At 36.0% G+C, this 15,959-nt stretch carries 17 protein-coding genes; all 17 read left to right on the forward strand.

Features of this window, described 5'->3' with window-relative positions; translation table 11 throughout:
- Window positions 1-4: 4 nt before the first annotated feature.
- A complete protein-coding gene (locus tag OWO01_RS05075; RefSeq protein ID WP_268779353.1) occupies window positions 5-1,075 on the forward strand; it encodes a protein-glutamate methylesterase/protein-glutamine glutaminase in 1,071 nt (356 codons plus the stop codon).
- 1 nt (window position 1,076) lies between these two features.
- Window positions 1,077-3,104, forward strand: coding sequence for a chemotaxis protein CheA (locus tag OWO01_RS05080; protein ID WP_268779354.1), 2,028 nt, complete (start codon window positions 1,077-1,079; stop codon window positions 3,102-3,104).
- A gap of 15 nt (window positions 3,105-3,119) precedes the next feature.
- On the forward strand, window positions 3,120-3,581 hold the full coding sequence (locus tag OWO01_RS05085) for a chemotaxis protein CheW (protein WP_268779355.1): 462 nt from the start codon (window positions 3,120-3,122) through the stop codon (window positions 3,579-3,581).
- Window positions 3,582-3,612: 31 nt separating this feature from the next.
- On the forward strand, window positions 3,613-4,251 hold the full coding sequence (locus OWO01_RS05090) for a chemotaxis protein CheC (protein ID WP_268779356.1): 639 nt from the start codon (window positions 3,613-3,615) through the stop codon (window positions 4,249-4,251).
- Complete coding sequence (locus OWO01_RS05095) at window positions 4,248-4,748, forward strand: chemotaxis protein CheD (RefSeq protein ID WP_268779357.1); 501 nt, start codon at window positions 4,248-4,250, stop codon at window positions 4,746-4,748. Before OWO01_RS05090 ends, OWO01_RS05095 begins: the two co-directional genes overlap by 4 nt.
- Window positions 4,749-4,768: 20 nt before the next feature.
- Window positions 4,769-5,524, forward strand: coding sequence for a FliA/WhiG family RNA polymerase sigma factor (locus tag OWO01_RS05100; RefSeq protein ID WP_268779358.1), 756 nt, complete (start codon window positions 4,769-4,771; stop codon window positions 5,522-5,524).
- Between the two features lie 21 nt (window positions 5,525-5,545).
- Window positions 5,546-6,916 carry a DUF342 domain-containing protein gene (locus OWO01_RS05105; RefSeq protein ID WP_268779359.1) on the forward strand — a complete coding sequence of 457 codons (1,371 nt, stop codon included), beginning with the start codon at window positions 5,546-5,548 and terminating at the stop codon, window positions 6,914-6,916.
- 21 nt (window positions 6,917-6,937) lie between these two features.
- On the forward strand, window positions 6,938-7,234 hold the full coding sequence (locus OWO01_RS05110) for a hypothetical protein (protein ID WP_268779360.1): 297 nt from the start codon (window positions 6,938-6,940) through the stop codon (window positions 7,232-7,234).
- A 10-nt stretch (window positions 7,235-7,244) separates the two neighbouring features.
- Complete coding sequence (locus OWO01_RS05115; protein WP_268779361.1) at window positions 7,245-7,727, forward strand: DUF6115 domain-containing protein; 483 nt, start codon at window positions 7,245-7,247, stop codon at window positions 7,725-7,727.
- Between the two features lie 160 nt (window positions 7,728-7,887).
- On the forward strand, window positions 7,888-8,628 hold the full coding sequence (rpsB, locus tag OWO01_RS05120) for a 30S ribosomal protein S2 (RefSeq protein WP_268779362.1): 741 nt from the start codon (window positions 7,888-7,890) through the stop codon (window positions 8,626-8,628).
- A gap of 114 nt (window positions 8,629-8,742) precedes the next feature.
- Window positions 8,743-9,627, forward strand: a complete 885-nt coding sequence (gene tsf / locus OWO01_RS05125; RefSeq protein WP_268779363.1) for a translation elongation factor Ts — start codon at window positions 8,743-8,745, stop codon at window positions 9,625-9,627.
- Between the two features lie 121 nt (window positions 9,628-9,748).
- Complete coding sequence (pyrH, locus tag OWO01_RS05130) at window positions 9,749-10,474, forward strand: UMP kinase (protein ID WP_268779364.1); 726 nt, start codon at window positions 9,749-9,751, stop codon at window positions 10,472-10,474.
- Window positions 10,474-11,031 (forward strand): ribosome recycling factor, encoded by a 558-nt coding sequence (gene frr / locus OWO01_RS05135; protein ID WP_268779365.1) that lies wholly within the window; start codon window positions 10,474-10,476, stop codon window positions 11,029-11,031. The genes pyrH and frr overlap by 1 nt, the downstream gene beginning before the upstream one ends.
- Window positions 11,032-11,849: 818 nt before the next feature.
- Complete coding sequence (locus tag OWO01_RS05140; RefSeq protein WP_268779366.1) at window positions 11,850-12,620, forward strand: isoprenyl transferase; 771 nt, start codon at window positions 11,850-11,852, stop codon at window positions 12,618-12,620.
- A gap of 30 nt (window positions 12,621-12,650) precedes the next feature.
- Entirely contained in the window at window positions 12,651-13,442 is a 792-nt protein-coding gene (locus tag OWO01_RS05145; RefSeq protein WP_268779367.1) for a phosphatidate cytidylyltransferase, read from the forward strand.
- A gap of 21 nt (window positions 13,443-13,463) precedes the next feature.
- Entirely contained in the window at window positions 13,464-14,615 is a 1,152-nt protein-coding gene (gene dxr, locus OWO01_RS05150) for a 1-deoxy-D-xylulose-5-phosphate reductoisomerase (RefSeq protein ID WP_268779368.1), read from the forward strand.
- A 52-nt stretch (window positions 14,616-14,667) separates the two neighbouring features.
- The gene (gene rseP, locus OWO01_RS05155) at window positions 14,668-15,924 is read left to right on the forward strand and encodes an RIP metalloprotease RseP (protein ID WP_268779369.1); all 1,257 of its coding nucleotides are present in this window, start codon (window positions 14,668-14,670) and stop codon (window positions 15,922-15,924) included.
- Window positions 15,925-15,959: the final 35 nt, after the last annotated feature.

Genomic DNA, 15,959 nt, shown 5'->3' on the forward strand with positions numbered 1-15,959 from the left:
GACCATGACGATTATTAAAGCGTTAGTAGTGGATGACTCTGCTTTTATGCGTAAAATGATAACAGATATTCTAGAATCACATAGTCGAATTACTGTGGTAGGAACTGCACGTAATGGTCAAGATGCCCTTGAGAAAATAGAAAAATTAAATCCAGACGTTGTTACACTTGATATTGAGATGCCAATTATGGATGGCATCACGACATTAAGAAAAATAATGCAAGAAAAACCGAGACCAGTTATTATGCTTTCTAGTTTAACGAAGGAAGGAGCAGATAAAACCTTAGAATCGATGGAAATGGGTGCTGTTGATTTTATAACTAAACCATCAGGTTCCATTTCATTAAACATTCGTGAGAAAGAAGCCGAAATTAAAACAAAGGTTCTTCAAGCGATGAAGATCAAAGTAGAGAAACTAGCGCAAAAGGAACCAGCAAAACCAGTTGCTCTCTTTCACCCTACTCCTATGCCGCGTCGAAATAATTCAGAAAAATCAATCCTAGCAATTGGAACATCAACAGGCGGGCCACGAGCTTTACAACAAGTAATTACACAGATACCTAAGGACTTACCTGTTCCGATTGTGGTTGTACAACATATGCCTCCAGGATTTACAAAATCGTTAGCTAATCGTTTAGATCAACTCTCACAAGTACATGTGCGTGAAGTTACCGATGGAGAATATTTGCAAAATGGAACAGTTTATATTGCTAAAGGTGGGTACCATTTCAAAGTAGTTAATAGAGGGAAAGGTCTTCAGGCTAACGTGGTTCAAGAAGATAATCGAAATGGTCATCAACCATCTGTTGATGTGTTATTCGAATCCCTTTCCGCTATCCAGCAATGCAAAGTTTATGCTGTTGTTATGACTGGTATGGGTGCAGATGGTGCAGAGGGTTTAGTGGAATTAAAAAGTAAAAAGAAGAACACAGTAATTGTCTCTGAAGCAAAGGAAACCTGCGTTGTATATGGTATGCCAAAAGCCGCTGAAAAGACGAAGTTAGTAGATTTTGTTGTTAAATTACCCGATATTGCAGAAACGTTAGTTAACCAATTGAAAGCTAGAGGTGAATAGCATGGAAATGAACGAGTATCTAGACGTATTTATCGAAGAAAGTAAAGAACATATTCAATCATTGAATGATCATTTGTTGGAATTAGAAAAAAACCCTACCAATTTGGACACAGTAAATGAAATTTTCCGCTCTGCTCATACTTTAAAAGGTATGTCAGCAACAATGGGATTTCAGGACCTAGCAGATCTTACACATAAGATGGAGAATGTATTGGACGCAGTTAGAAATAATAAATTATCGATTGACTCTAACATTCTTGATGTAGTATTTAATGCAGTAGATGAATTGGAATCAATGGTATTTGATATTATTGGTGGTGGAGAAGGAAAGAAAGATGTATCTGTACTTGTCAATCAACTTCAAGCAATTGAAAAAGGTGAGTCTATCAACTTAGAAAACAAAGATGCAAACAATCAGGAATCCAAAACTTCAACGAGTCTTCAGATTGGTAATTTAGATCAGTTTGAGACAGCTGTTCTACAACAATCTGCTGAAAAAGGATTCTTTAATTATCAACTTACTGTAACCTTACAGAAAACATGCTTATTAAAAGCTGCCCGTGTCTACATGATTTTTGAAATATTAGAGCAGATCGGTGAAGTTATTAAATCCGAACCAACTGTTTCCGAGCTAGAAGATGAAAATTTTGAGTTTGACTTTACCGTCATCCTTGTCACCAAAGATTCAGTAGATGAAGTTAAGCAGAAAGTTTTGAAAGTTTCAGAGATTGATACGGTGGAAGTAGAGGAATTTTCATTGGACAATCTCCATAATAGTGAAACAGCTCTTGTGGAAGCAGAAACAGAGCTACAAAATAACGTAACACCAAACAATACAACGAGTAAAAAAGAAGTAAAAGATTCAGTTAAAGAACAGGTAACGAGTAAAACGATTCGAGTAAACATTGAGCGTCTTGATGCTTTGATGAATCTTTTTGAAGAACTAGTTATTGATCGTGGTCGGTTAGAACAAATCTCAGGAACGCTTCGTAATAATGAATTGCAAGAAACAGTAGAGAGAATGTCTCGTATATCTGGAGATCTACAAAATATTATTTTGAATATGAGAATGGTACCAATTGACCAAGTATTTAATCGATTCCCTAGAATGGTACGTCAATTGGCGAAAGATTTAGATAAAAAGATTGATTTGCAAATTTTTGGAGCTGATACTGAATTAGATCGAACTGTTATTGATGAAATTGGAGATCCTCTTGTTCATTTAATTCGAAATGCATTGGATCATGGTATTGAAACACCTGCTATTCGGAAAGAAAAAGGGAAACCTGAAGAAGGCGTTCTTAAGCTGAATGCATATCACAGTGGTAACCATGTCTTCATTGAAATTTCTGACGATGGAGCGGGTATTAATCGAGAAAAAGTTATTAACAAAGCAGTGTCAAATGGTGTAATTACTTTAGATGAGGCTAATACATTAACGGATAGTCAAGTCTATCAACTGATTATGGAAAGTGGTTTCTCAACCGCTGACCAAATTTCAGATATCTCCGGTCGTGGAGTTGGGTTAGATGTTGTGCGTAATACCATCGAATCTTTAGGTGGTAATATTATGATTGATTCTAATAATGGACAAGGTTCTGTATTCTCTATTCAGCTACCATTAACGCTATCCATTATCTCTGTTATGCTTGTTGAAGTACAAGAAGAAAAATTTGCAATACCATTATCCTCTATAATTGAAACATCGATTGTAAATAAGAAAGATATCATGCAAGCCCATAACAAGCAAGTGATTGATTTTCGTGGGAAGGTTGTACCTTTAATCTCAGTTAAAGAGGTATTCAATGTCCCGGGTGAATTAACGGATGAAGAGTACTTTTCTACTGTAATTATTCGTCAAGGAGATAAAATGGCAGGATTAATTGTAGATACTTTTATCGGTCAGCAAGAAGTTGTTTTAAAATCATTAGGTAATTATTTAACAGATGTATTTGCTATTTCTGGTGCAACAATTCTTGGTGATGGCCAAGTTGCACTTATTGTAGATACCAATGCTTTGATTAAATAAGAAGGGGGAAACATGATGTCTGAAGAATCAAAACAGTTTTTAAAATCAATTGTTTTTCAATTGAACAAAGAAGAATACGCAATGCCAGTCGATCTTGTTGGCTCAATCGAAAGAATGATGCACATTACTCGCGTACCCGGAACACCTAATTTCGTAAAAGGAGTTTTGAACCTTCGTGGTGTAGTAACACCGATTATTGATCTTCGTTCGCGCTTTGGTTTTGATGATTTATCGTACACAGAAAGTACACGTATGATTATTATCCACCCAAATAATATGGAGGTTGGGCTTATCGTCGATGCAGCTTATGACGTTATTGATATTCCAAATGAGAAAATTGAACCAGCTCCAGAAGTAGTAGGTACTGAGCGGATTGAATACATCGATGGAGTTGCAAAACTAGAAGATCGTTTACTCATATTATTAAATATAGATAAAGTTTTATCTCATGAATCAATCAAAAGTTTAGCTAAATAATAGTTATATAAAAAGGTTAGTAGGTGTACAAATGTCTTCATTTATTGAATCATTAACAGAATACCAATTAGATACCCTAAAAGAAATCGGAAATATTGGTTCGGGTAATGCCGCTACATCACTATCTATGTTATTAAATCACAAGGTCGATATGAATGTACCTGCTGTTCGAGTAGTAGGTTTTGATCAAATGATGGATTTAGTTGGTGGTGCTGATAAATTAATTGTTGCTGTTTTTTTGCGAATTGAAGGAGAAGCTCCTGGGAACATGTTTTTTGTCTTATCGCCAGGTGAAGCCGAAACTTTTGTGAAGGAAATGACAGGTATTGAGTCATTTTCTGTTGAACAACCACCTTTAGATGAGATGGCGTTATCTGCATTACAAGAGTTAGGTAATATACTAGCCGGAGCTTATTTGTCAGCATTGTCAGATTTTATTCAAGTATTGTTACAACCCTCTGTACCACTGTTAACAATAGATATGGCTGGTGCAATATTGGCAGAAGGTTTAATGGAACTTTCTCAAGTTAGCGATTATGCGATTATTATTGATACAATTATAGATGATCATGAGAATGATCGCGAACCAATTACAGGTCATTTCTTTTTACTACCAGATCCGGATTCATTCCCTAAGATATTTGATCGATTAGGTGTATCAGAACAGTGACAATTCAAACGAACGAGATAATTAAAGTAGGCATAGCTGATTTAAAGTTCGCAAAATCTCCGGATGTTTTGCGAACATCAGGCCTAGGTTCTTGTGTTGGTGTTGTTGTCTATGATTCATCTTTAAATATTGCTGGTATGTCACATGTTATGCTTCCTGATTCTTCTTTATCTAAACGAAGCGATTTAAATGAGTTAAAGTATGCAGATACAGCTATACCGTTTCTAGTCAACCAATTACTTCGCGATGGTGCAAGGAAATTCGCCTTAAAAGCGAAGATTGCTGGAGGTGCCCAAATGTTCTCATTCAGCTCCTCTAATGACATGTTACGTGTTGGTGCAAGGAATGTAGAGGCGGTAAAGCAAATATTAACGGAGTATCGAATTCCTATTATAGCGGAAGATGTTCATGGTAATAGTGGGAGAACGATTGAATTTAACCTAGAGACGAATATGTTAAAAATCCGTACAGTAAGTCAAGGTGAGACAGAAATATAAAAGGATTGCGAGGCGGTAGGGTGACTGATGTGAAGATATCTACAGAAGATTTATGGAACAATTGGATCAAAAGAAGAGATAAACATTCGGCCAATCTACTCGTTGAGCACTACCTTTACCTTGTTGATTATCATGTTCAACGAATAGCAGTTCACTTACCCAAGAGTGTATTAAAAGATGATATTCGAAGCTTAGGAATATATGGGCTATATGATGCGTTACAAAAATTTGATCCTTCTCGTGATCTTAAATTTGACACGTATGCTTCGTTTCGTATACGAGGTGCAATTATTGATGGTCTCCGAAAAGAAGACTGGCTTCCAAGGTCCACAAGAGAAAAAGCAAAGAAAATTGAACAAGCAACCCAAGTATTAGAGCAAGAACTCTATCGACAACCTACCGTCAAGGAAATTGCTAACCATTTAAGTATGAATGTCAACGAAGTAGAGACTATCTCAAAGGATTCTTTATTCGCTAATTTATTATCCATTGAAGAAAAATCAAGTGATTCAGATGATTTGAAAGAAGGTATCGGTTATAACCTTCCAGATAAAAAACAACTAACACCAGAAGACAATCTATTGCAACAGGAGAAATATCAAGACTTATCATGTTCAATTCGTGAATTAAATAAAAATGAACAATTAGTAATTAGTTTGTTTTATCAAGATGAACTCACCTTCACTGAAATTGGACATGTTTTATCCTTAACCACATCACGAATCTCACAAATTCATAAGCAGGCTATTTTTAAATTAAAGCAGGCTTTATCATAATAATGTAAAGGAGCGTTCGGCATGGAATCTTTACAAGAATATTTTGATTTAAGTATTAGCAAAGATAAAATGTCTGCTTCCCTTGACGTAAAACAAGAATACCAACCGGATGAATTGACTGCAGAAATGCTACTAAATTGGTTAAAAGAGAATAATGTCCAATTTGGTTTCGATCATACCGTGATTGATCATGTTGTGAGTGAGTATAACCTTGGTATTTACCCCGTTGAGGTAGCAAAAGGCATAGAACCAGTGCATGGAGAAGATGGACAAATTGAATTTTTGTGTGAACGTACTGATGCTTTAGATTTAGATGAAAAAAGGAATTTTCGTGATATAAAAAAGATTCCATCATTGAAAGAAGACGAAAAAATCGCAAGGATCATTGAACCAACAAAAGGAAAGCCAGGTCGAAATATTTTAGACAAAGCTCTCCCAGCAAAAAACGGAAAACCATTATTAATACGTGCAGGAAAAAATGTCCGCTATGATGAAAATACCAATATGTTTCACGCTACAGCTGTAGGTCAATTAAGTGTCGGCCCAAAAGTTATCAATGTTTTTGATACTCATGAGGTATCAGGGGATCTATCAATGAAAACAGGGAATGTTAAGTTTGTTGGTTCTGTTATTATACGAGGTAATGTTCCAGACGGGTATCGTGTAGAAGCTGAAGGTGATGTGCATATTTATGGCTTAGTAGAAGCCGGACACATTGAAGCTGGTGGGAATGTTATCATTTCTGAGGGGATTGCTGGTTTGAAAAAAGGAACAATCAAATCTGGTGGCGACATTACCATTAATTATATAAATCAAGCCAATGTACAAGCAGGGAAAAATATTGTCGTGCAAAACTCTATTATGCACAGTACTTGCGTAGCTAAGGAACATATCTATTGTAAATCCGGTAATATTGTTGGTGGTTCTTGCTCTGCTGGAATGACAATTGAAGCCAAGGATATTGGAAACAAGATGGATACGAAAACAGAAATAGCGATTGGGATTAATCAAGAACAATTTCAGTTAGAAAATCAACTGAATCTCGCTAAAAAAACATTAGAAAACGACTTAGAAAAATTAAATAAACTGGGGAATGGTCTCGAAAAGAAAGCGCAATCAAGTAACGGTCTCTCCTCAAAAGAAAGAATTTTATTATTAAAACAACGAAATTCTGTTCAATTGACAGAGGCGAAACTGGAAAAGGTTGAGCAACAAATAGCTTCTTTGCATGTTGAAATAGGGGAAGAAGATAAAGCTAGACTGATGGTTAAAGGAACATTGTATCCAAATGTTGATTTGTGCTTTGGCAAGTATCAGAAGACAACATTGAACGTTCAGAAATTCACTCAAGTGTATATCGAAGATGGGGAGATCACTTCTCAACCTCTTTAATTTACTGAAGGAGCGATTTTAATGAGTTGGAAAGCGGTAGAAATGCAAGTAGCATTACCACGTACTCATGATGCAGGTCGAATCCAAGAGCAAATTCAACAAAGAGGCCAGTTTATGCAGGATGTTATTACTGCTGATCACTTGCAAAAAGAAGAATTGAAACGAAAAACCGTGAATGAACTGCATCAAAAAGTAAAGTTATCCAATCAAAAACAATCTAAGAATTTACATAATAAAAATAGCAAAGAAAAAAACAACCAGAAAAATCAGGAGATAGATCACCCTTTTTTAGGGAATAACATAGATATTAACGGTTAAGAGGGATCAAATGGAATATTTTTTACTGTTGATTAGTTTCATTATTCATATCATTACACTGGTAATCATTCGGCAACTAAAAGTGAAATTAGCTGAACCTGCTGTAATTCGGGACGAAATAAATCAAGAGAAAAAAGAAATAGAAGAACTTCTTGCAGTATATTTATTGGAAATTCGAGAAGAAAATGAAAAAGTAATTTCTGCTCTAGATGACTCAAGGTATTCACGCGAACCAGACAAACAAAAGGCAGATGAGGTTCAGGATAATAATGTTACGTCTCAGAATCCTGTAAATGATTTAAAACAGGAAGAGTATAAAAGCTATCAACCTCCAATGGAAAATGAGCAACCAGATGTTATGGAGCAATCTTTTGCTGCGCAAGTTCTATCTTTATATAATAAAGGCGAAACGATAGAAACCATTGCCCGTAAAATGGACAAAGGAAAAACAGAGATCGAATTAATAGTGAAATTTCAACAAAAAAACAGGTAAAATTACTTGCCTGGATATATTCAATATGGTATAGTTACTTTTGGTGTTAATTACACACGCTTATGGATGATAAGATTGGTGCTAATATTTTTTATTAGTATTCTTATAAAGATGATATAAGCGGAGGCAAAAAACCAATTTATTAGGAGGAAACAAAAGCATGGCAGTTATTTCAATGAAACAACTACTCGAAGCTGGTGTACATTTCGGACACCAAACACGTCGTTGGAATCCAAAAATGAAAAAATACATTTTCACGGAAAGAAACGGCATTTATATTATTGATTTACAAAAGACAGTGAAAAAGGTTGATGAAGCTTATAACTTCATTAAAGAAGTAGCTGAAAACGGTGGAACAGTTCTTTTTGTTGGTACAAAAAAACAAGCTCAAGAATCTGTTAAAGAAGAAGCGATCCGTTCTGGACAGTATTACATTAATCAACGTTGGTTAGGTGGTACATTAACAAACTTTGGTACGATTCGCAAACGTATTAATCGTTTAAAAGACATCGAACGCATGGAAGAAGATGGCACTTTCGAAGTGCTACCGAAAAAAGAAGTTGTTGGATTATTAAAGGAAAAAGACCGTCTTGTTAAATTCCTAGGTGGAATTAAAGAGATGAAAAAAGTTCCTGATGCATTATTCATCATTGATCCAAGAAAAGAACGTATTGCAGTTGCAGAAGCTCACAAATTAAACATTCCTATCGTAGGAATTGTTGATACAAACTGTGATCCTGATGAAATTGATTATGTTATTCCTGCAAACGATGATGCTATCCGTGCTGTGAAATTGTTAACTTCAAAAATGGCAGACGCTATTTTAGAAGTTAAACAAGGCGAAGAAACGGAAGAAGTAGAAGTTGAAGCTCCAGCAGAAGAAGTAGCTACTGAGCAATAATAACAAAGTTTTAGAAGGGTGATAAGAGGGGAACCTTTTATCACCTTTTTTAGAAAGATAATAAATATCAGATTTATAGCTAATAATACAACGACTTACAAGGAGGAATATATAATGGCAGTAACAGCAGCAATGGTTAAAGAATTACGCGCAAAAACTGGTGCAGGTATGATGGATTGTAAAAAGGCATTAACAGAAACAAATGGTGATATGGAGCAAGCGGTAGATTACTTACGTGAAAAAGGAATTTCGAAAGCGGCGAAGAAAGCAGATCGTATCGCAGCTGAGGGTTCTGCATATACAGTAACAGAAGGAAATAAAGCAGTATTGTTAGAAGTTAACTGTGAAACAGACTTTGTAACAAAAAATGATCAATTCAAAACATTACTAAGTGATTTGGCACAACACCTATTAACTCAAACTCCAGCTAATGTTGAGGAAGCTTTAGCTCAACCACTTCATGGAGATGGCGAGTCTGTGGAAACACACATTAATAACAATATCGCAAAAATAGGTGAAAAATTGTCTCTTCGTCGTTTTACGATTGCTGAAAAAACAGATGCAGATGCTTTTGGTGCTTATATTCATATGGGTGGAAATATTGGTGTATTAACTGTAGTGGAAGGAACAACAGATGAAGCATTTGCTAAAGATGTAGCGATGCACATTGCAGCTGTTAATCCACGCTACGTATCTCGTGATGCTGTCGATGCGGAAGAAGTGGAAAAAGAACTAGAAGTATTGAAACAACAAGCACTTAATGAAGGTAAACCTGAAAATATTGTCGAAAAAATGGTAGAAGGTCGTTTAGGTAAGTTCTTTGAAGAAATCTGTTTATTAGAGCAAGGTTTTGTTAAAGATCCAGACCAAAAAGTTAAGAAGTTAGTAGCAGATAAAGGAGCTACGGTAAAAGGATTTGTACGCTATCAAGTAGGCGAAGGTCTTGAAAAACGTGAAGATAACTTTGCAGAAGAAGTAATGAATCAAATGAAAAAATAAACCTGCTTCCCATTGGAACAGCAAGTGAACAACAATAGGGGACACATGGTGTTCCCTTTTGTTTAGAAACAAAAAAGTCTTGTAAGCAGACGAAACTAAAAAATACATAATGGAGGTTATTATGACTACTGCTCGCTATCAAAGAATTGTGTTAAAATTAAGTGGAGAAGCATTAAGTGGAGAACAAGGTTATGGAATTGAGCCGAAAGTTATTCAATCCATTGCTAATCAAGTAAAAGATATTTCTGAACTAGGTGTAGAAATTGCAATCGTTGTAGGCGGAGGTAACATTTGGCGTGGAAAGGTAGGTAGCGAGATGGGAATGGATCGTGCAAATGCCGATTACATGGGTATGCTTGCTACAGTTATGAATTCATTAGCATTACAAGATAGTCTAGAGAATTGCGGAATTGAAACCCGTGTTCAAACATCCATTGAAATGCGCCAAGTTGCAGAGCCTTATATTCGCCGTAAAGCAATTCGCCACCTCCAGAAAAAACGTGTGGTTATTTTTGCAGCCGGAACCGGAAATCCATACTTCTCAACAGATACTACTGCAGCATTGCGAGCAGCAGAAGTGGATGCTGAAGTTATTTTGATGGCGAAAAACAATGTAGATGGTGTTTACACAGCCGATCCTAAACTAGACAAAGATGCAGAAAAATATGATGAACTTTCTTATTTACAAATGTTAAACGAGGAACTTGGTGTAATGGATGCTACCGCTTCATCGTTATGTATGGATAATGATATACCTTTACTTGTTTTTTCTGTCTCTGAAGAGGGAAATATTAAACGTGCTGTATTAGGTGAAAATATTGGTACAATGATAAGGAGGAATAATTAATGTCACAGTCAGTAATTAAAGATGCCCAAAACAAAATGCAACAAGCGATCCAATCATTCAGTAAACAACTAGCAACTGTCCGAGCGGGGAGAGCAAATCCAGCATTGCTAAATAGTGTCTTTGTTGATTATTATGGTGCTCCAACCCCATTAAATCAATTAGCTACAATTTCCGTTCCAGAGGCTCGTTTACTTTTGATCACACCATTTGATAAATCATCCATTGGAGAAATCGAAAAAGCAATCCAGAAGGCAGATCTTGGTTTAGCACCTTCTAGTGATGGGAATGTAGTTCGAATTTCTATTCCACCATTAACAGAAGAACGCAGAAAAGAGCTTGTAAAAGTGGTAGGCAAGTTTGCCGAAGAAGCTAAAGTGCAAATCCGTAATGTTCGTCGCGATGCCAACGATCAACTAAAGAAAGACGAAAAAAATGGTGAACTTACAGAAGACGATCTCCGTGATTTCCAAGACGAGGTTCAAACAGAAACCAATAAATTTATTGCAGAAATAGATCAATTATCAAAAGATAAAGAAGCAGAGATCATGGAAGTATAATACACAAGTCAGTAAAGACCCTCTTACGCTAAGAGGGTCTTTACTTTTACTATCTCTAATTAGAAGAAAAACAGAAAAACACAATATTCACCCTAGATCATTAGATCATAACCCAATACTCAATTCCAAGTATATGTATTTTTAACCATTACACAGTATCCATAAACTTTGCATTAACAAATCATCCAGCTACGTCAGTAAATGGATTCCCTTTCCGTGGGCACAGCCTCAGCTAACTTGGTAAAGAAAAACACTTTACCAAGTGGATCTTCGGCTTGTGGGACTGCGATTACTCGTCCCATCGAAAACATTTGCTGTTCCCAAAGGAGTGTCATCCATTTGCTGACGCAGCTAGTCAGAAGATATATTTAAATAATGAAGAAACTAAGTCATATTGAATTAACATCTATTTTTATTTAGCGAGCGGATCAAATGAAATTGGCGAGACTCCTGCAGGAACAGCGCGAGCTGAAGATCCACAAGCGTTCTTTGCTTCCTAGTTAGCTGAAGCCGTGCCTGCGGAAAGGGAGCCAATTTCATTTGAGTAGCGGTTAGAGGAGCAATACCACATAGTTTGTGTCTAATGGTAATACTTAAGAGGGGCGATGTCTTTGGAAAATGTTTAATTTTAAGCATGTAAGACAATGAAAAACTTTAAAAACATAATTTCTCAATTCTAAAGATAAATAGGTGAAGTTTCACTTTATTAGTGAATCTGTTATCATTACATGGTAAACTGTAAAAAGGTTATATTCTTTACGTTAGTATGAATATTAATCTAATATTGATTTAGTTTTGGACGTGATGGGGGATATATCATGGGTATTTTTCAATTACCTTTTAGAAAAAAAAGTAAAAAAACAAACGTAGAATTATCAAATAAATCATTAACACTCGTACCAGATCATGTTGCCATTATCATGGATGGCAACGGTAGATGGGCAAATGAACGTGGATTACCTAGGTTTGCTGGTCACAAAGAAGGAATGGATAATGTTAAACGCATTGTTAAAGCCGCAAACAAGCATAATATTAGCATCATAACCATGTATGCTTTCTCTACAGAAAACTGGAAAAGGCCGAAACCAGAGGTTGATTATTTATTGAAATTACCGAAGGAATTTCTGAATACATATTTACCAGAATTAATTGAAGAGAATGTGCAAATCAAAACGATTGGTGCTTTTAATTTATTGCCAGAACACACAAAGAAAGCTGTTCAACATGCTATTGAAAAAACAAAAGCAAATGATGGTTTAATATTAAATATCGCTTTGAATTATGGAAGTAGATCGGAGTTGGTTCATTCGGTCCAATCTATTGCAAATAGTGTGAAAGAGGGTAATCTTGACCCCTCACAAATTGATGAATCAACAATCGCTAATAGCCTTTATACGTATGATTTACCAGATCCTGATTTATTGATACGAACAAGCGGAGAAATGAGATTGAGTAATTTCTTATTATGGCAATCTGCATATACAGAATTTTGGTTTGCGAAGGAGTACTGGCCATCGTTTACTGAAGAAATATTTGAACAAGCATTACTCGACTATCAAAATCGGAAACGAAGATTTGGTGGATTATAAAAGTAACGGAAAGTTATTGAGGTGTTTATAATGAAAATTAGAATTATTACAGCTATTTTCGCAATTTTATTATTTTTTCCATTCGTAATAATCGGTGGTTGGCCATTTTATAGCATCATGTTTGTCATTGCTTCCATCGGATTATTAGAGCTAGTAAAAATGAGACAAATGACAATCTATTCTGTACCAACGCTTCTCACACTTTTTTTGTTGTGGTCTTTACTATTACCTATTGTTGATAATCCAATTTTAACTTATTTTTTTAATAATAAATCGGAAATAACGCTTATGATTTCATTGTTACTATTGGGATATACTGTATTGGTGAAAAATAAAATTACATTTGAAGATGTTGGATTTTTATTATTATCAGCAGTTTATATCGGTTTAGGTTTTCACTATTTTATACAAGTACAACGTGTTGGCCTAGAGTATATCTTCTATGCTATTTTAGTTATCATTGCAACAGATATTGGTGCATACTTTGCAGGAAGATTTTTTGGGAAAAATAAACTATGGCCTGAAATTAGTCCGAACAAAACGATTGAAGGTGCTGTAGGCGGAATCCTATTAGCTGTGATTGTGGCGATTATTTTCCAGTTCATTTTCCCGGTGCACAATTCTGTACTGGTCGTTTTCGTTGTAACCATTTTTGCGAGTATGTTTGGACAAGTAGGAGACCTTGTAGAGTCTGCATTTAAAAGACACTATCATGTGAAAGACTCAGGAAAACTACTTCCCGGACACGGTGGCATTTTAGACCGTTTTGATAGTTGGTTATTTGTCTTTCCATTCCTGCATTTTATTCAATTTGTATCATAAAATCAGATAGGAGTGTACAAGATGAAAAAAATAACCTTATTAGGGGCTACGGGCTCAATAGGCATACAAACACTAGAAGTAATCCGGCAATACCCACAGTTATTTTCCGTTCATGCATTTGCTTTCGGGAAAAATGTGAAGAAAGCTATCCCGCTTATTCGAGAGTTTCAACCTAAGATTCTCGTTGTTCAAGATATGGAAACCAAGCATGAATTACAACAACATTATGCCGTGCGTACAGAAATTTTAGTTGGAGCGGCTGGCATGGTCGAAGTGAGTATTGATCCGGAAACGGATGTCCTAGTTAATGCGGTAATGGGGAGTGTTGGTTTGGATGCAACGATTCAAGCTATTGAGAAGAAAAAACAGATTGCCATCGCTAATAAAGAGACATTGGTAACAGCTGGACATTTGGTCATGGCCCTCGCACAACAACATCAAGTACAGTTACTTCCCGTTGATAGTGAACATTCGGCGATTTTTCAATGCTTGCAAGGAGAAAAGCAGCAACAGGTTGAACGAATCATACTAACTGCGTCTGGTGGAAGCTTTCGAGATACACCGAGGGAAGCATTAGAAAATGTTACCGTAGAAGATGCACTCAAACACCCAAATTGGAATATGGGAGCAAAAATTACGATTGATTCAGCTAGTATGATGAACAAAGGTCTAGAGGTAATAGAAGCCCATTGGCTATTTAATATTCCTTATGACAAAATCGATGTAATTTTACATAAAGAAAGTATCATTCATTCAATGGTTGAGTTTCAAGATCGAAGTATTATCGCTCAACTGGGCAATGCTGATATGAGAATTCCTATTCAATATGCTTTGACCTATCCAAACCGAATGCCATTACAAGAGTCAGACCCGGTTAATTTTATTGAATTAGGAAAGATGCATTTTCAAGAAATGAGTTTCGAGCGTTTTCCTTGTTTAGAAATGGCTTATCAGGCAGGTAAAGAAGGGGGAACAATGCCCGCTGTCTTAAATGCTGCTAACGAACAAGCCGTGGCTTTGTTTTTGCAAAAGAAGATTAGCTTTTTAGCTATTGAAAAAGTAATCCTAGAAATGCTAAACACACATCAATCGATACAACATCCTGATCTAGAAACGATTCAAGCTGTTGATCAGGAAACAAGGTTAAAAGCAATTCAATTTGTTACTAGGTAAGACTATACAAATAAATTTACTATCGTTAAGTCAATAAAGGAGAGTGCTCTGTTTGGATACAATTATTGCGTTTATCTTAATGTTTGGTTTACTCGTTTTCGTACATGAGTTTGGACATTTTGTCATTGCGAAGAAAACAGGAATGCTGGTTAGAGAATTTGCTATTGGTTTTGGACCGAAAATTTTCTCAATTAAAAAAAGTGAAACATTGTATACGATCCGAATTTTACCTATGGGTGGATATGTTCGAGTTGCCGGTGATGACCCTGAAATTATTGATTTAAAACCAGGGCAGCATATCGGTATTACTTTCAATGCGGAAAATGAAGTAGATAAGATTATCATCAATAATAAAGAGAAGCACCCTACTGCTCAAGTAATTGAAGTGGAGCGTTCCGATTTAAATCATGAATTAATTATTGAAGGATATGAAGTGGGAGAAGAAGATCGTTCTAGTTTTTCTGTTGCTGCTGATGCTGCCTATATAATGAATGAAGTAGAAACACAGATTGCCCCATATGATCGGCAATTCGCTTCCAAATCAAAAAAGGCAAGAGCGATGCAACTATTTGCTGGTCCCTTAATGAATTTCCTGCTTGCTTTTGTTATTTTTGCCATTTTAGGGGCTGCTCACGGTATGGCTGTAGAAGAAGCGATAATGGGGGATATTCAACCGAATAGCCCTGCAGCAGAAGCTGGTTTTGTTTCAGGAGATGAAGTAGTCGCTATCGAAGGTATGCCTATTTCAACTTGGATTGAATTTCAAGAAACAGTAAGAGCCAATCCGGAAGAAACGTTGTCCATGACAATTGATCGTTCTGGATCCGAGCAAGAATTAGTTGTGGTTCCAAGATCAGTTGATTTAAATGGAAATGATGTTGGACAAATTGGTGTAACACAATATCTTGAGAAATCTTTCTGGAGAGCTATTCCTTATGGTGTAACGGAAACCTATGAAACAGGAAAAATGATTTTACAAAGCTTAGCCATGTTAGTTACAGGCCAATTCTCAATTGAGATGCTTTCAGGTCCAGTGGGTATCTATGATGCTACTGATCAAGTTGTTCAAGCGGGATTTTGGTACTTTTTAACTTGGACTGCTCTATTGAGTGTAAATTTAGGGATTATAAATTTATTACCATTACCCGCTCTTGATGGAGGACGGTTGTTGTTTGTAGGTATTGAAGCGATACGAAGAAAACCATTAGCGCCGGAAAAAGAGGGGATTGTTCACTTTGTTGGCTTCGCCTTATTAATGTTATTAATGATTATTGTAACGTGGAATGATATACAGCGATTGTTTTTGTAGGAATAAGAAATTTAACAAATTACGATAACCGAATC

Source organism: Natronobacillus azotifigens, from assembly GCF_026805325.1.
Classification (GTDB): domain Bacteria; phylum Bacillota; class Bacilli; order Bacillales; family Amphibacillaceae; genus Natronobacillus; species Natronobacillus azotifigens.